The organism is Paenibacillus thiaminolyticus, assembly GCF_007066085.1.
GTDB lineage: Bacteria > Bacillota > Bacilli > Paenibacillales > Paenibacillaceae > Paenibacillus_B > Paenibacillus_B thiaminolyticus.
The window spans coordinates 1379249-1396589 of record NZ_CP041405.1 but is presented as its reverse complement, the minus strand read 5'-3'; the positions used below and the strand labels follow the sequence as shown (position 1 = coordinate 1396589).

11 protein-coding genes are annotated in these 17341 nt (G+C 53.5%); 10 read left to right on the top strand and 1 reads right to left on the bottom strand.

What is annotated here, in order from left to right; translation table 11 throughout:
• Positions 1-22: 22 nt before the first annotated feature.
• Both pflB and pflA read left to right on the top strand, forming a co-directional pair.
• A complete protein-coding gene (gene pflB / locus FLT43_RS06305) occupies positions 23-2284 on the top strand; it encodes a formate C-acetyltransferase (RefSeq protein ID WP_087442512.1) in 2262 nt (753 codons plus the stop codon).
• Between the two features lie 42 nt (positions 2285-2326).
• On the top strand, positions 2327-3061 hold the full coding sequence (gene pflA / locus FLT43_RS06300) for a pyruvate formate-lyase-activating protein (RefSeq protein WP_087442513.1): 735 nt from the start codon (positions 2327-2329) through the stop codon (positions 3059-3061).
• A 495-nt stretch (positions 3062-3556) separates the two neighbouring features.
• On the opposite strand, the gene FLT43_RS30790 is transcribed toward pflA, so the two are convergent.
• Positions 3557-3619, bottom strand: coding sequence for a hypothetical protein (locus FLT43_RS30790; protein WP_087442671.1), 63 nt, complete (start codon positions 3617-3619; stop codon positions 3557-3559).
• A 412-nt stretch (positions 3620-4031) separates the two neighbouring features.
• Between FLT43_RS30790 and FLT43_RS06290 the strand changes: the two genes are divergently transcribed.
• From FLT43_RS06290 to FLT43_RS06255, 8 genes are all read left to right on the top strand, one after another.
• Positions 4032-4826: an alpha/beta hydrolase gene (locus tag FLT43_RS06290; protein ID WP_244194188.1), complete on the top strand. Its 795-nt coding sequence runs from the start codon at positions 4032-4034 to the stop codon at positions 4824-4826.
• Between the two features lie 174 nt (positions 4827-5000).
• Positions 5001-7418, top strand: coding sequence for an AraC family transcriptional regulator (locus tag FLT43_RS06285; protein WP_087442515.1), 2418 nt, complete (start codon positions 5001-5003; stop codon positions 7416-7418).
• A gap of 179 nt (positions 7419-7597) precedes the next feature.
• Positions 7598-8575 carry an ABC transporter permease gene (locus tag FLT43_RS06280; RefSeq protein WP_087442516.1) on the top strand — a complete coding sequence of 326 codons (978 nt, stop codon included), beginning with the start codon at positions 7598-7600 and terminating at the stop codon, positions 8573-8575.
• 18 nt (positions 8576-8593) lie between these two features.
• A complete protein-coding gene (locus tag FLT43_RS06275; RefSeq protein ID WP_087442517.1) occupies positions 8594-9484 on the top strand; it encodes a carbohydrate ABC transporter permease in 891 nt (296 codons plus the stop codon).
• A gap of 171 nt (positions 9485-9655) precedes the next feature.
• Positions 9656-11338, top strand: coding sequence for an ABC transporter substrate-binding protein (locus FLT43_RS06270; RefSeq protein ID WP_087442518.1), 1683 nt, complete (start codon positions 9656-9658; stop codon positions 11336-11338).
• Positions 11339-12480: 1142 nt separating this feature from the next.
• Positions 12481-13824 carry an ABC transporter substrate-binding protein gene (locus FLT43_RS06265; protein WP_087442519.1) on the top strand — a complete coding sequence of 448 codons (1344 nt, stop codon included), beginning with the start codon at positions 12481-12483 and terminating at the stop codon, positions 13822-13824.
• Between the two features lie 50 nt (positions 13825-13874).
• Positions 13875-15710 (top strand): cache domain-containing sensor histidine kinase, encoded by a 1836-nt coding sequence (locus tag FLT43_RS06260; RefSeq protein ID WP_087442520.1) that lies wholly within the window; start codon positions 13875-13877, stop codon positions 15708-15710.
• The gene (locus FLT43_RS06255) at positions 15707-17305 is read left to right on the top strand and encodes a response regulator transcription factor (RefSeq protein WP_087442521.1); all 1599 of its coding nucleotides are present in this window, start codon (positions 15707-15709) and stop codon (positions 17303-17305) included. The genes FLT43_RS06260 and FLT43_RS06255 overlap by 4 nt, the downstream gene beginning before the upstream one ends.
• Positions 17306-17341: the final 36 nt, after the last annotated feature.

Below are 17341 nucleotides of genomic sequence, written 5' to 3'. Positions count from 1 at the left end.
TAAACAGTATGGAGGGATTACGATGTCGGTGATGGAACGTAAAACAGAAGTAAAAGAACAAGCGTGGCGTGGATTCAATACGGGAAAATGGCAAAATCATGTGGATGTGCCCAATTTCTTGGAAGGCAACATCCAGCCTTATCACGGTGATGAGGCATTCTTGGCCGGACCGACCCAGAACACCAAAGATCTATGGGATATCGTAAGCCAATTGTCGAAGGAAGAGCGCGAACGCGGCGGCGTGTGGGATGTCGATGTCAATACACCATCGACGATTACCTCGCATAAACCAGGCTATTTGGACAAGGATAAGGAGAAGGTAGTCGGCGTGCAAACCGACGCTCCGTTCCGCCGTTCCATCCAGCCGTTCGGCGGCATCCGGATGATGATTGACGCTTGTAAAGCGTACGGCTTCGAAATGCCTGATGAAATCATCAAAATGTTCACAGACATTCGCAAGACGCATAACCAAGGCGTATTTGATGCATATACTTCCGATATGCGCATGGCCCGCAAAGCCGGCATTATTACAGGCTTGCCGGACGCGTACGGGCGCGGACGCATTATCGGCGACTACCGCCGCGTAGCATTGTACGGCGTAGATTTCCTTATTAAGATGAAGCAGAAGGATCTGAACGACCTGGAAGTTGACGTGATGACGGATGACGTTATCCGCGACCGCGAAGAGCTGTCCGAGCAAATCCGGGCGCTGACGGAGTTGAAGCAGCTGGCCGAGATGCATGGCTTCGATATTTCCAAGCCGGCTCAAAATGCGAAGGAAGCTTTCCAATGGGTTTACTTCGGTTACTTGGCAGCAATCAAAGAGCAGAACGGTGCGGCAATGTCGCTCGGCCGCGTATCGTCTTTCCTCGATATTTATATCGAACGGGATCTGGAGGAAGGCGCGCTGACCGAAGAAGAAGCCCAAGAGCTGGTCGACCATTTCGTTATGAAGCTCCGTATCGTCAAGTTCCTGCGTACGCCGGATTATAATGACTTGTTCAGCGGCGACCCTACATGGGTGACTGAATCGATCGGCGGCATGGCCGTGGATGGCACGACCCGCGTCACGAAGAACAGCTTCCGCTTCCTGCACACCCTGTACAATCTGGGACCGGCTCCAGAGCCGAACCTGACTGTGCTGTGGTCGACGAAGCTTCCGGAAGCATTCAAAAAATATTGCTCCAAAGTATCGATCGAGACGAGCTCGATTCAATACGAGAACGATGATCTGATGCGCCCAATCTATGGCGATGATTACGGTATCGCCTGCTGCGTATCCGCGATGCGCATCGGTAAGCAAATGCAGTTCTTCGGCGCTCGCGCCAACCTGGCGAAATGTCTGCTGTACGCCATCAATGGCGGCAAGGACGAGAAGCTGGGCGTGCAGGTCGGACCGGAGCTGCCTCCGATTACGAGCGAAGTGCTTGATTACGATGAAGTCGTCAAACGGTTCAAGCAGATGATGGAGTGGCTGGCGAAGCTGTATATGAACACGCTGAATGTCATTCACTATATGCATGATAAATACAGCTACGAACGGATTGAAATGGCATTGCATGACCGTGAAATTCTCCGGACGATGGCATGCGGCATCGCGGGCCTGTCGGTCGCAGCCGACTCGCTCAGCGCCATCAAGTACGCGAAAGTCAGACCGATTCGCAACGAGCAAGGAATCGCGGTGGACTTCGAGACCGAAGGCGAATATCCTTGCTACGGCAACAATGACGATCGCGTAGACAGCATCGCGATCGACCTGGTTGAATCGTTCATGAATATGATCCGGAAGCATCATGCATACCGCAATGCGCTCCCAACCCAATCCGTATTGACGATTACGTCGAACGTCGTCTATGGTAAGAAGACCGGTACGACGCCGGATGGACGCAAAGCGGGCGAACCGTTCGCTCCTGGGGCGAACCCAATGCACGGCCGCGACCGCAAAGGAGCCTTGGCTTCGCTGAGCTCCGTCGCGAAGCTGCCATATGAGCACAGCCTTGACGGCATCTCGAACACGTTCTCCATCGTGCCGAAGGCGCTGGGCAAGGAGCTCGATTCGCGCAAATCGAACTTGACGTCGATGCTGGATGGCTACTTCGGCAGCAAGGGGCATCACTTGAACGTCAACGTATTTGACCGCGAGCAGCTGCTTGACGCGATGGAACATCCGGAAAATTATCCGCAATTGACGATTCGCGTATCCGGATATGCGGTCAACTTCATCAAGCTGACGCGCGAGCAGCAGCTCGATGTTATCAACCGCACATTCCACGGCAGCATGTAACACACAGGCATGTTAGCCGGAAGAGAAGGGACCGTGAGCGACATGATTGGACGCATACACTCCGTAGAAACGTTCGGCACGGTGGATGGGCCGGGTATCCGCTTCATTCTGTTCATGCAGGGCTGCGCCCTGAAGTGCAAATATTGCCACAACCGGGATACCTGGGATCTGCACGGCGGCACCGAGATGTCCGTAGAAGAAGCGCTCTCGGAAATCGAGTCCTACCTTCCGTATTATCGCAGCTCCGGCGGCGGCTTGACTGTATCGGGCGGGGAGCCGACATTGCAGGCTCCCTTCGTGAAGGAACTGTTCAAGCAGGTGAAGAAGCGTTGGAACTTGCCGACGGCGCTCGATACGAACGGCGTCAACGACGTGACGAAGCTGACCGAGCTGTACGACCTGACCGACCTGGTGCTGCTCGATCTCAAGCATATCGACAATGAGAAGCACTTGGCCTTGACAGGCGTGCCGAACACGCGCACTCTGGAGACGGCGCGTTGGCTGTCAGACCACGGGAAGAAGATGTGGATCCGGCATGTGCTCGTGCCGACGATTAACGATGACGAGCAGGATCTGCTGAATCTCGGCCGCTTCATCGGCTCGCTGCAGGGCGTCGAGAAAGTGGATGTGCTCCCATACCACCAGATGGGGGTCTATAAATGGGAGCAGCTTGGCGAGAAGTACCCGCTGGAAGGCATTCCGACGCCGACGGCGGAGGAAGCGGAGCGGGCACAGCGGCTGATTGAACAGGGCCGGACCGAAGCCGCAGCGAATTGAATATTGCAACGCGACGTGCAGAGCTCTTTGACACTCAAGGGGCCTGCACGTTTTTTTGAGGAGAAGAAATTTGCACTAGTAGGAGGGGGACAGGAATTGGGGGCAATACTAATCTCCCAACATCGGCGGAATATGCTATAATATAAGGAAAAAGCTAGCCGAATCAGCAAGCATGATAGATATACGGTCTGTGAATACTGATCTTAAAGTGAGTTTTAGGAGATGGTGTCATGGACAAGGTCAGAGATTGGTGGAAATATGAAAATCGTTGATTTTAATGCTTCGGGATTTTGCGGTTTTGAGCCAGAGGAGAGCATCCTCATTGATACTGGGGTTCTGTATGCTTACTTCAATCCTTTCGATGCTTATCATGCAACAGTTAAAAATCTGTTCGACACCTACGTTTTCAATAATGAAGACGTACTTTTTTTGTTTGTTAACCCGACTATCATTAATGAGATAGTCAATTTGGCTCAGCGTGCGTTAGCACAATATTTAATCGCCTGTCCCCATGAGTCGGACAACTTTACTCAGAAAGACAAGGAAGCCGTTCGCGATAAAATTATGCGTTTTGTCAGGATTTAACGAATCATTTGGGCGCGGCGGATGCCGTTAATGTTTCAATGGCCCGCTTGTACGGGATCAGTTTTATGACAGTAGACAACAGGCTGGTCAATAACCTTATTGAGGTCCGTTCTGAGATAGAGAGTATAAACTACTTGTATTTTACCAAGCCGCGCCACCGGACTTATTTTACTTAGTCTCAACTTAGAGAATGTCAAACAAACTGGCTTTGGTACAAACTGAGAGATGTATAAGCTATGTGGAGAGTGAATAGAAAATGGCAGATATAAGCGGCCTTGAGCCGGGTATTCGACAATTGGTTGCCCAATTTATCGAGAGCGGACGACCTTCGGCAAGAAAGCAAAGCATCCAAGAGCGGAGGCAGGGATATTTGGATACGGTCCACTTGGCCGGAGAGGCCGTCCCGGTCCACGATATTTTGGAACACACGATTGACGGCATACGGCTACGCATCTACAAGCCATCGGAACAAGGCGATCTTCCGGTTTTGATTTTTTATCATGGAGGCTGTTTTGTCAGCGGCGATTTCGAAACCCATGATCGTCAGATGCGTTTGCTATCTAATCTGGGAGGCGCTTTGGTCATTGCTGCCGATTACCGGTTAGCCCCGGAGCATGTGTATCCGGCAGCGCATGATGATGCGTTCACAGCCGCTGCTATCGCTCGCGAACATGCCTTATCTTGGGGCGGCGACCCCGATAACATCACGATTGCCGGGGACAGTGCAGGAGGGCATCTGGCACTGGTGACCTGTCTTCGCTTAAAAGAACAAGGGCAGTGGATGCCGCAGCGGCAAATTCTCATTTATCCCATGCTGGACGCCGAAGGCAGAAGCAATAGCTATCAAAAATATGGCGATGATTATATAGTTACACGGGACGCTTTGCTAAGCGGGTTTGAGGCTTATTTATCCGATCTGGCTCCTGATCATCGCGAAGCGAGCCCGCTATACCGCAATGATTTGGCAGGTCTCCCGCCAACTCATATTTGTACGGCGGAATTTGATCCGCTTGTGGACGAGGGGGAGGCGTTATATCGCCGTTTGTTGGAAGCAGGCGTTGAGGCGCATTGCAAGAGGTATTTAGGCGTGAACCACGGCTTCTTTCAGCTTGCCGGCATCAGTATGGCAGGCAGACAATCGATTCAAGATGTCGCGACCATCCTAGCTAACCGAAAATAAAATGAGCATGTCAAGCTCCTGAACTGGAACCTGTCCGTTCCTGAATGCAGGAGCTTTTTGGCGTTACTGAGGACAAAATCATGCCAAGCGACAAATTCCGACAAGAGGATGTTCGAGCGCCTTAATTTCTGGTATGTTTATTATCACAAATTAGACAAAAAAGGGGGGACTTGAATGAATAGTCCGTTGCCGAAGCCGAATCATTATGTAAGCGAATTCATCAAAGGGCGGATGGTTTCCTTTTGGACCCGGAAATGGATGGGGAGGCTCTGGTTCCGGTTTCTCCTTCCTTATTTATTATTTCTCCTATTAACCTTAATCGCTGGCTGGATCGCTTACCAGGAGACGATCGACGTGTTGGAGCGGGAAGTGCTGGAGCGGAACGGCAAGGCGCTCCACCAGGCCCAGACGCTGCTGGAGACCCGGATTGCGGAAGTGGAATCCATCGTGCAGCAGGTAGCCGATCACCCGAAGGTGAGAGGCTTCCAGGTGGTGAAGAAGCCTTTTGCCGGCACGAACACGTACAAGGTGATGAGCACGCAAAAGGCGCTTGATGATTACAGCATCAGCAACCGGTTTTTGAAAGATTATTTTGTCGTCTTCCGCAACAGCTCGCTCGTCATCTCGCCGCATCGGGTGGAGGCGCTGGATGAATTCTACGAGGATGTGCTCCGCTATCGGGACTGGGATATGACCGAATGGCGGGAGCAGACGTTGGAGACGTATCATTCCAAAGATTTCATTGGCCTTCATACCGTAAAATACGGAACCGCCGAGGAGGGGATGATCACCTACATCCGTTCGCTAGGGTATCCCGGTTATTACCAGGGAGCGGTCGTAGCGCTCATCCCGCATGCGGAAGTAGCCAAGCTGCTCAGCGGCATCAATGTGCAGGCCGGGGGCTGGGTGCGCGTGCTGGATAAACACGGCCAGCTCATTGGCCAGGCCGGAGACGAAGCCGGGAGCGGACAGCGGGGAGGAGAGAGTGAACTGGCCGCTCTTCTGGAACGGCCGAATACCCATTACCGGACCGAGCTGAACGGAAGGGACATGCTCGTCTCGAGGATGATTTCTTCGAAGACGGGCTGGACATATATCGCTGCGCAGCCGGCGGACGAAGTACTGGAGAGCGTGCATGCGATGAAGCGGACGACCTTCACGCTAGTAGGGCTGTCGCTCGTCGTCATCGTGCTGCTGGCCCTGTGGCTGTCCCGCCGGAACAGCCGCCCCTTGGAAGGACTGTACTCCTATGTCCATACGAACGCGAAGCCGGGATTAGGGCAGCGAAGCCGCAAGTCCGACATTTTTGCCTATTTGCGCGATGCATTCACGGAGCTGCTGGAGACGACGAAGACGCTTGATCAAAAGCTGAGCGAGCGGCAGGAATATGCCCGCATGGCGGTTTTCGATCGCTGGCTGCGCGGGGGATACGCCACCGACCAGCAGCTGGAGTCCTCGCTGACGCATGCGGGATTGCAGCGCAGCGCTACGATGTATGCGGTCGCGGTGCTTCATCTCGGCTGGCATGGCGACGATTGGAGCGCCCCGGTCCTCGATGAGATGGTGCTGAAGATGCTGGTCGTGAAGGAGGAGGCGTCCGGCTTGGAACGGGTTCCCTTCGATCTTCATGAGGCGGGCCAGGATCAGGTGGCCTTGTTGTTCTACGGCACTGAGGCGGGAGCGGAAGGCGATGCGGGAGCCCGCTTCGCGGCCTTGATTGAACAGACGTTGAGAGAATTGAACGAGCGCCTGAAGAGTGCTCATATCTTGCCGATGTATACGATCGGAGGCATCGTCAGCGATCGGATGGATGTGCCCCGGTCGCTGGAACAGGCTCAGCAGCTGTACGGAATGTCCGACGGGAGCCAGGATTTGATCTGGTGGGACGAGGAGGAGCATGCGGATGCCGGACTGTACCGGTTCAACGCCGAGATGGAGAATCGGCTCACGCACGCCGTCCGCGGCGGGGATGAGGAAGAGGTGGCGAGATTGTGCCAGACCGTCTGGCAGGACAACTGGGAGAAGCGGCCGCTTACCTGTCCGATGGAACGCTGGCTGCTGATGGATATGTATGCCGCGGCGATGAAGCTGGCGCAGTCGCTCGATCTGACCCTGCAGACCGATAGCGCGACCTTTCAGCAAAAAGTATTAAAGAAAGGGGCGGAGCTGCATAAGCTGTTCCCGCTTGTCCGGAACGAATTCGTTCAATTGAGCCGGACGGTGCACGAGCGCAAGCGCAGCCGCAACGCGACGCTGCTGGAGGATATGATGGCCTGCATTCGCGAAGGTTATGTGGATTCATCGCTGTCTCTCACCGTCATCTCGGATCGGCTCCAAGTATCGGAAGCCTATGTATCCGCGTTTTTCAAGGAGCAGTCCGGCCGGAATTTCTCGGATTATGTGGAGGAGCTGAGGCTGGAGCATGCCAAGCAATTAATGCTGGAAGGGGACGCCCTGACCTCGATTGCCGAGCGGGTCGGCTACAATTCCCTGAACTCGTTCAGCCGCGCATTCAAGCGCGCACACGGGATGAGCGCCACCGAATATCGAAAATGGTTAAACGAACAAAAAAGGAATAATGACTCTTCGTAAAAATCGCACAATCGGTAAAAACGGCTTCTTTTCCCGTTGCGGAGTTCCGTTATACACTGTGACCACACAGCGAACGGCTGGTAAGGGCAAGCCCGCCAGCCATCACCGCAGCGACGGATGTAAGCGTCATCATCGCTGCGCCATTATAACGGTCCCGACCGGGAACAGGAGGTGTGCTTTTGTCGGAACACTGGCAGCCAGAGGCTAGATCATCCATTCCGGCAGCGGCGGCGATACCGGCGCGCAAGTCCGCGTTCGTGTCCTATATGAAGCGATCATGGCAGCTGTACGCGCTGTTCGCCCTTCCGCTGCTCTATGTCATTCTCTTTAAGTACGGTCCGATGGTCGGCGCCCAGATCGCCTTCAAAGACTACAACGTCGTCAAAGGCATGTGGGCGAGCGATTGGATCGGATTCAAGCATTTTGCGCGCTTCTTCAACTCCTATGATTTCTGGCGCATTATGCAGAACACGCTGATTATCAGCCTGTATTCCCTTGCGGTTAGCACGCCGTTGCCTGTGCTGCTCGCGCTGAGCCTGAATGCGGTCCGGATACGGTGGTTCAAGAACACAGTGCAAATGGTCAGTTATGCGCCCCATTTCATCTCCACCGTCGTTATGGTTGGCCTTCTGCTGCAGTTCCTCGATCCCCGCTCCGGCATGATCAATCAGTTTTTGGGACTTTTCGGGGTTGATCCGATTCATTTTATGGGGGAAATGCAGTTTTTCAAGTCGATATTCGTCTGGTCCGGCATCTGGCAGCATATCGGATTCTCCTGCATTATCTATCTTGCCGCACTGTCCACCGTCGATCCGGCCCTGCATGAGGCCGCCGTGCTGGATGGAGCCGGGCGGACAAAGCGAATCTGGCATATCGATATGCCGGCGGTGCTCCCGATCGCGATGATTTTGCTCATTTTGAATACGGGGCAGCTGCTGGAGACCGGGTTCGAGAAGATCTATTTGATGCAGAATCCGCTGAATCTGAAGACATCGGAAGTGATTGACACCTACGTGTACAAGATCGGATTGCTGTCCCAAGCGATGAATTTCTCCTACGCGACGGCGATCGGCCTATTCAAATCGGCGATATCGCTCTTGCTAATCGTGATGGTCAATTATAGCGCCCGCAAGACCGGGCAGGAGAGCTTATGGTGACGGGAGGGGAGGACACAGATGGATTCACTGGCTCATGATAAAAGCGATCGTATCTTTCATATCGTGAACAATGCGGTGCTGGGCGTATTTCTCCTCATCGTGCTGTATCCGCTGCTGTATGTCGTAAGCGCTTCCTTCAGCTCGGCGAGCGCCGTTATTTCCGGCAAAGTATGGCTGTGGCCGGTCGAATTCTCACTGGACGGCTATGCGGCGGTGTTCCGGCACCGGATGGTATGGACCGGTCTGCAGAACACGCTCCTCTATACATTCGCCGGTACCTTGATCAGCGTGTTGGTCACCGTGCTGGCGGCTTATCCGCTGTCCCGGAACGACTTCAAAGGGAGACGAGGCTTCACGCTGCTGTTCGTCTTCACGATGATGTTCAACGGCGGGCTCATTCCGACCTATCTGCTCGTGAAAGAGCTCGGCATGCTGGATACGGCCTGGGCCATGATTGTTCCGGCCGCCCTGTCCGTCTGGAATGTCATGATCATGATGACGTATTTCCGCACCAGCATTCCGCTGGAGCTGCTGGAATCGGCACAGATGGACGGCTGCAGCGACTTCACCTTCCTGCTGCGCATTGTGCTTCCTTTGTCGGGGCCGATTATCGCCGTAGTGACGCTGTTCTACGCGGTGGATCAGTGGAACCAGTATTTCAATGCATTGATTTTCCTGAAATCAGAAAAATTGTTCCCGCTGCAGCTCGTCCTCCGGGATATACTCGTCCAGAACCAAGTCAGCCAGGAGACGCTCGGGGATGCGAAGACGGCAGCCGCGCGCCAAGGGTTGCGGGAGCTGCTGAAATACTCTCTTATCGTCGTATCTTCCGTGCCGCTGTTAGCTATCTATCCGTTCGTGCAGAAATATTTCGTAAAGGGCATGATGATTGGCTCAATCAAAGGATAGGCCCCGATCTAAATATAAGCCATGATCAAAGGGCAGGCCTGATTAGGATAGACATTATCAAAGGATAAGCCCTGATATGGTGCAGGCTTCGGCATCGGTTTTTGAAGCGTCGGCTTCATTAGGCATAGAAGGCAAGATGGCTGTGAACAGGACAAAAAGGGGGAATTCGTAATGAGATGGAAGCGTTGGAGTACGGTATGTCTGGCGGCGGTGATGACGCTCTCTCTTGTGCTGACCGCTTGCTCGGGCAGCGGCGGCAATGCGAGCGGAACGAATGACGGCGGCCAGGCCAGTAAATCGATCGTGACGCCTAAGGGCACATACCCGATTGTAGAAGAGAAGGTGACGCTGAAGGTCATGGTTCCGTCGGAGGCGCTCGTTGAAAATTTCGAGACGAACGAGTTCACGAAATGGTATGAAGAAAAGACGAACGTGCATGTGGAATGGATCGTCGTGCCGCAGCAGAGCGCCAGCGAGAAGCTCAACCTGATGCTCGCTTCGGGCGACTACCCGGACGTCATCATGAGATTCGGCGTCACGCCTGCGCAGCAGATGATCTATGGCAATCAGGGCGTGTTCCTGCCGCTCAACGACCTGATCGAGCAGTACGGCGACAACTTCAAAAAAGTGCTCGACAGCAATACGGGGATGTCCACCGCGATTACGGCACCTGACGGCAATATTTATGCGCTGCCGAGCATCAACGACTGCTACCATTGCTCGATGGCGCAGAAGATGTGGATCTACAAGCCGTGGCTCGACAAGCTGGGCCTGGACGTACCGACCACAACGGATGAGCTGTACACCGTATTGAAGGCGTTCAAGGAAAAGGACCCGAACGGGAACGGCAAGGCGGATGAAGTGCCGCTTACGGGAGCTCCGCGCGGCAGCGGCTGGTACTCGTCCATCGACGCCTTTTTGATGAACTCCTTCGTGCTGAACCCGGTCTTCAGCCCTTCGCGCAGTCATATGTATGTGGAAGATGGCCGCATTCAAGTCGCCTTTGACAAGCCGGGCTGGCGCGACGGTCTCGCCTATATGAACAAATTGTATAAGGATGGCTTGATCGATCCGCAAATCTTCACGCAGGACAGTGATCAACTGCTGAAGCTGGGCGAAGCGTCCGGCGATCCGATAGTCGGGGCGGCCTTTGGGGGACACCAGGGCGTCTTCACCCAGATCGCCGGAGAGAGCGGCCGCTGGCTCGACTATGTCACCGTCCCGCCATTGAAAGGGCCGAACGGCGTTCAATATGCCGCCTATGACCCATTTGGATACTCTGTCGGATCGTACCTCATAACGAAAAACGCGAAACACCCGGATGTCGCCTTCCGTTGGGCAGACGGCTTCTATGATGAAGAAGTATCGCTGCGCACGACGATCGGACGACCGGGCGAGGAATGGCGCGAAGCGAAGGAAGGCGAAATCGGCATCAACGGCAAGCCGGCCAAGTGGGCGAAGCTGAAGGAATACGGGCAGATTCAGAACGTCCACTGGGAGCAGACAGCGCCGACGAACCGCTCCAACGAGCTTCGCTTGAGCTCGGCCGTTCCAGATAACGGCGAGCCGAGTCTCGAAGTGATCCTATATAATGAAACGAAAAATAACTACGATCCATACAAGCCAAGCGCGGATATGGCCGTTCCGCAGCTGTTCTTCACCGATGAACAGGCTGCTGAGCTGTCCGACCTGTCGAAGACAATCAACGACTACGTCGACGAAATGATGGCCCGCTTCGTCATCGGCGACGCGGATCTGGAGAAAGACTGGGATATCTATCTCCAGACACTCGAAGGAATGAACCTGCCGCGCTTCCTGGAAATATACCAAACCGCCTACGACAGCAAAAAATAAACCGCAGGCGCGGTACCGCATTCAATTTCCCATCGCCAAAGCAGAGCATACAAAAGAAGCTATCTGGGGTGCTATCCCGGATAGCTTTTATGTTGAGATTGTGAGTTCATTCGTGGCTCTTATGAACAGTCTCCCCATCCGTCAGGAAGTCGTATATGTGTTAGGAGGGCACTTATAAGCAATATCCCTAACAGTCAGGAAGGTAGTATGTGTGTTTCACAACCAATATTAACACGCATAAATAATGCGTTCGAATAATTGACGTGCATAAATCACGCGTAAATTCAATTAAATTCACCCGTTGAGATGAGAAGAAAATGGATCGTCTACACTTGTCCGGACTATAAAAAATAAGCTCACGTAATCTGATCCAAAACGAGATGAGGAGCCTTGCGATATGCTGAAACGAGAACGAACGCATTGAAAAGTGACATTTGGCATCACCCATTCACTCAGCCAGCCCAGCATGGCTGTTCTTAAGTCGAATCCATGGTACATTAGGCTATGTTAGCCTCGTGAATAACAAAAAAGTCTCTTAACAAAGCTGTCTGACTTAGTAATGACATACCATGTTTTGTGTCCGTGCCTCTTACGAGCAATCTCCCCTTCATTCAGGAAGATGTCTATGTGCCGGAATGAGCCCCACAAATGTTATCTGGTGTAAAGAAATTGTTCAGCAGCCTTTGATATGTTTGGATAAGATAGGTTCTGATTGATTGGAATAATAGTCAAATGGACTAGGCAAGAGATGCACCTGGCTCAACCTGAATCAATGGGAGAATGGCGAAAATAGCGGGTTGGCAGAGGAAGCACCTGACTGAATGGGATATTGCTCAAAAGGGCTCGTGAGGGGTGAACCTGGCTCTACCTGATTCAATGGGATATTGGCCAAAAGGACTTACGACCAGGGTGAATCCGAATATAACTGAGCCAGTGGGATAATGTCGTAAATGGCAGGTATGCGACGGAACGGATCTATCTTCTGAGAGTTAGGACTCTCCCCCACCAGCAGGGATACAATTGTATAATGGGGATTAGAGGATTTTATCCCCCTATCGTAGATATTCGTCCTTAACGGATACGGACGATAGACCTATAATTGATTATGTATGGACTATACTTTACCTTGGGGAGGTCTTGCCATGAGAAGAAAGGCTGTTCTTCTTCTCACGCTGATCGTGGCGGCGGCGTCCGTCATTGCTGCCTGCGGCATAATTGGCGGCGGAGACGGTGCCAAGTCCGGACAATCACAAAATAGTGAGCCGTTCGATCTGAAGCTGCGGCATATCCAGCTCGGAGACGCGAATAAGAACCGCCTCGCTCGCCTCGAAGCTGTCTTGAAGAAGACGCAGGAGCAGCATCCAGGTCTTACGATCAGGCTGGATGGGGTCGACAGCGAGGTGAACCGCAAGGATAAGCTGAGAAGCGAGATGGCGGCCGGCAATCCGCCGGACATTTTCGATACATTCGGCAGTCCGGATGTCGGTCTGTATGCCAAGGAAGGCCTTGTGCTGGATATAGCGCCGATTCTGCAGGAGCTTGGCTTGAGGGACAAGTTCCTCAACCTGGAACCGTGGACGCATGACGGGAAGATTTATGGCTTGCCGAACGGCGGATCCATTGAAGGCTATTTTTATAATAAACAATATTTTGCGGAAAAGGGGCTGGAATTGCCGAAGACGCTGGCCGATCTGGAAGCGATTGCGGACAAGATCAAAGCCGACGGCAAAATCCCGTTCGCCCGAGCTTCCAAGGATGCCTGGGTTCCGCTCATGACGATTAATAATCTGTGGTCTTACTATACCGGGCCTCATTTCACCGCAGGCTTCAAGACCGGCGAATCGAAATGGACCGACCCGCGAATGGTGGAAGCGATTTCGAAGCATCAGGAGTGGGTGAGCAAAGGTTATTTTAAGCGTGGCGAGCTCGGATTGGAGTATGCAGACCAGCGCACTCAGCTTCTGACTGGAGAGGCGATCATGATGTTCGACGGGACCTGGGGGTCTTCCGGCCTGACGGAGGAGAAGACGGCTGACGGCAAGAGCAAATTCGGCTTCTTCCTGATGCCTCCGCTCAAGGAAGGCGACGGGATAAGTGCAATGGTGGACACGAACAACGGGTATGCGTTCTCGGCCAAGGTGGCGGAGGATCCGCGCAAGCTGGAGGCGGTCAAGTCGTTCATCCTCAATTTTTATAATGAAGAGATTCAATTGAGGGGTCTGATGGAGGACGGCGTGCTGCCGTCGCTTAAGATGGAGCAGTCGAAGATGGAGCAGGTGGTCGATAGCGGCCTTATTCTTGAGATTATCAAGCGCACCAATGAAGTTCGGTACAGATGGCCGGCGTTCGACGCGTTAATCCAGGCCGAGGTCGACGCTGAGCTGCGCATCGGCATTCAGCGCGTCATGGAAGGCGATGTCGAGCCGGCCGCTATGCTGGCCGACGTGCAGAAGATGCAGGACGAAGCGAACATGACCGTGAGATAAGGAATGTTCCTTCGTTGGCGCAATAAATACGGACGGAGCTGGGAACGGGAATGAACTTGCGGTTTAAAATGTTGGCTGGATTCGTAACGTTGATCATCATTCCCCTTCTGTTGCTGGGGTCGCTCGTGTTCTATATTACCTTTCAATTATTCGCGCAAAAGTATAGCGAGCAGGCGGAATTTTCGCTCAAAGCGATCGGGCAGAGCGTCAGCTACTTTTTCTCGGAAATGAACCGGGTGACGGACACCGGCATCAGCAACTCCGTCTTCCAGAACGCGCTGAAGGCTGGAGCGAGCGAAAATCTGGCCAACGCGAATTATTTGCAGCTGAACGAGAATCAACGCAATTTCCGCCTGCTGTTATACAGCCATCCGTCTATCGGATACGCATTTCTTTATAATAACCGAAGCACTCTGCCGCAAAATCAGGTTATTTCGATTTTTAACAAAGAGGGCTTTATGGCGCTTCCGTTCGATCAATTCAAAAAGCATCCGCTCTACGAGCAAGTCCTGAAGTCGAACGGCGCTCCGAAATGGGTGGGGCCGTATGAATACCCGGAGGTGACCGGCCATGAACCGGTTTTTACCCAGATCCGGGTCGTCAAGGAATTAAGCAGCCTGCGCAATATCGGCATTCTTGTCGTGCAGATCAAGAACTGGGAGATCGAATCGATATTCAATGATTTCCGCCGCAACCAAGGGGAGGAGGAGGATGACACGCGCTTCCTGCTCGTCAATAATGAGGGCATGATTCTGTATGACAGCGACAAGCTGGCGAACGGGGACTCGTTAACCGGGATGATCGATTCCAGCAAGCTATCGGATACGCCGCGCTACCAAAGCTTCAAGACGTCGTTCAACGGGCAGGAGAGCATCGTGTCGATGTATAAGCTGAAGGATTATGATTGGCATATCGTCTCGGTGACTTCATGGAAAATGCTGACCAAAGAGATGATCAACTTCGGCATGTGGGTCGCTATTATTTTGCTCATTTGCGTTGCTGCCGCAGTGCTGTTCAATCTGCTGTTCGTGAACCGGATTACCCATTCCATCAACCGAATCGTGCGCTTCATGCGCCGCGTGGAGTCCGGCGAGATGAACGCCCGGGTCGACGAGAAGGACCGGGATGAATTGGGCGCGCTCGCTGTCGGCTTCAACCGCCTCATCGATCAGGTATGCGTGCTCCTGCAGCAGGTCAAGCGGGAACAGCAGCAGAAGAACAAGGCGGAGATGCGGGTGCTCGAAGCCCAGATCAAGCCTCACTTCTTGTTCAACACGCTGGAATCGATCAATGTGCTTGCGGTGCAGAATGAGGGCCGCAAAGTAAGCCAGATGGTGATTAGGCTGGGCAATATCCTGCGCACGAGCATCCAAGACAAGGAAGAGATTACGATCCGTGAGGAATTGGAGTACACGCGCAGTTATTTGGAAATCCAGAAGTTCCGCTTCGAGGATGTGTTCAACTTCGAGATCAGCGTTCCGGATGACATCATGAATGCGAAGATCTTGAAGCTGACCTTGCAGCCGCTCGTCGAGAACTGCATTCAGCACGGTTTCGACGGCATCATGCATACCGGGGTTATCCGAATCATCGCCTCCGAGGATGCCGAATGCATTTATTTACGGGTGAAGGATAACGGCGTCGGGATGTCGAACAGGCAGCTCAGCCGCTTCCAATATATGCAATCCGATGAGCGGCAGTCTTCGAACCCGGAGCTGGCCGACAGCTACAATACAGAGCGCCGCGGCCTTGGCGTACGCAGCGTAGCCGACCGGGTTCGAATCCGGTACGGCCCGCGCTATGGCTTGTTCATCTGTTCTGCGCCGCAGATGGGAACGGTGATTCAGATTACGATACCAAAATTTGAACAGGGGGAAGCGAAATGAACGTGAAGGTGTTGCTCATTGACGATGAAGCCCCGATCGTGAACAATCTGAAGATCGTCATCCCCTGGAGCGAGATGCAGATCGATATCGTCGGGACCGCGCGCAACGGCGCCGAAGGGCTCGATGCGGTGCGCGCGTATGAGCCCGACATTATTTTGTGCGATATCCGCATGCCTGTGATGGACGGTATGGAATTTTTACGGGAAATCCGTAAAATGGGCGTCGAAGCGGAGGTGCTGATGCTTACGGGCTACCAGGAATTCGAATATGCCCGCATCGCCCTGCAGCACGGGGTGCGAGATTATATTGTGAAGCCGATTAATTATGAAGAGCTGCAGCAGACCGTAAGCAAGCTGGCCGATGAGATCCGTTCCCGTCAGCAGAAGAAAAAGCAAGAGGAACGGCGCTGGGGGAAAGTCATCCGCCTTGCCTTCGAGAAAATGCTGTTCGATGTGCTGATGGGCTTCTCATCAGGTCCGCCCCCGCTGCTGATGCAGGAAGGGGACATCCCGGCCGAGCGGCTGACCTATGCGGTGCTGCTCGTCGATCTGGACGGATATGCCCAGCGTACCGTATCATGGGTAGATAGCGAGCGCAAGCTGTGGAATTTCGCTGTTCGCAATGTGCTCCAGGATGCCATTCAGGAGGAAGGGCTGACCTATGCCGTCCTGCAAATGCGGGAAGGGGAATGGGCGGTCCTCATTCAGTTCGGCCCGGAACGCGCGGAGGCGATGACTTCGGAGATGGTGTGCTGGGCCCAAGATATTCAACAGGCGGTGCGGGAGCATGTCAAAATGACCGTAAGCCTCGCCTGGGATCAGGGACCGGTGCCGATGGCCGCGCTCTCCCACACTTACAAACGGCTGCAGCGCGTGCTGGTATGGGCATCGGATGACGAGCAGCTGCTCTCGGTCGATGAAGGATCGATGGCCCGCCAGGTCGCGTCGGTCTCGGAATGGCATCTCGTCGAAGAGATCGTATCCGGGATGAAGCAGAACGACAAGCGGAATGTCGAGCAAGGGCTCCATTCCTTGCAGACGAGCCTGTCCTATATGTCGGAGCAGTCGATCATGCGGGTCGAGAAGTTCCTGCATTATGTCGTCATCCATCTGCTGCGTGAGATGCGGGAACTGGAATTCATCCAGGCGCAGCAGGAGGAGGAAGTGTGGAACAAGCTGCAGCACAGCTTGAGCGTGAAGGACCTGATGAATGTCATCACGGATCTGGTCGGCAATACGAAGGAACACGCCATGAACAAGAAATCGGGCGATTTGCTTATGATTTCGGCGAAGGATTATATTCACCGGCATTTGGGCTCGGATATCGGCATCGAGGAGCTCGCCGATTACCTCGGCATCAGTTGCAGCTACTTCAGCATGCTGTTCAAAAATTATTTCGGGGAGACGTTCGTTGAATACGTAACAAGACAGCGCATGGAACTGGCAACGTCGATGCTGCGCATGACCGACAAGAGCATCGCGCAGATCGGCATGCTCGTCGGCTACACCGAGCGCCGTTACTTCACCCGAGTATTTCAGAAGTATACGGGCATGACTCCTTCCGAATACAGGGAGTCCCGGGTAACGGCCGAATAGACAGCGCAGCGGCGCCTGCGCATCAATTTAACGAGA

What these genes read in the sequence shown, in the direction of transcription:
- FLT43_RS06265 (WP_087442519.1), top strand. Translation starts at nt 12,481, where the DNA reads ATGAGAAGAAAGGCTGTTCTTCTTCTCACGCTGATCGTGGCGGCGGCG.
- FLT43_RS06285 (WP_087442515.1), top strand. Translation starts at nt 5,001, where the DNA reads ATGAATAGTCCGTTGCCGAAGCCGAATCATTATGTAAGCGAATTCATC.
- FLT43_RS06270 (WP_087442518.1), top strand. Translation starts at nt 9,656, where the DNA reads ATGAGATGGAAGCGTTGGAGTACGGTATGTCTGGCGGCGGTGATGACG.
- FLT43_RS06275 (WP_087442517.1), top strand. Translation starts at nt 8,594, where the DNA reads ATGGATTCACTGGCTCATGATAAAAGCGATCGTATCTTTCATATCGTG.
- pflA (WP_087442513.1), top strand. Translation starts at nt 2,327, where the DNA reads ATGATTGGACGCATACACTCCGTAGAAACGTTCGGCACGGTGGATGGG.
- FLT43_RS06260 (WP_087442520.1), top strand. Translation starts at nt 13,875, where the DNA reads ATGAACTTGCGGTTTAAAATGTTGGCTGGATTCGTAACGTTGATCATC.
- FLT43_RS06255 (WP_087442521.1), top strand. Translation starts at nt 15,707, where the DNA reads ATGAACGTGAAGGTGTTGCTCATTGACGATGAAGCCCCGATCGTGAAC.
- pflB (WP_087442512.1), top strand. Translation starts at nt 23, where the DNA reads ATGTCGGTGATGGAACGTAAAACAGAAGTAAAAGAACAAGCGTGGCGT.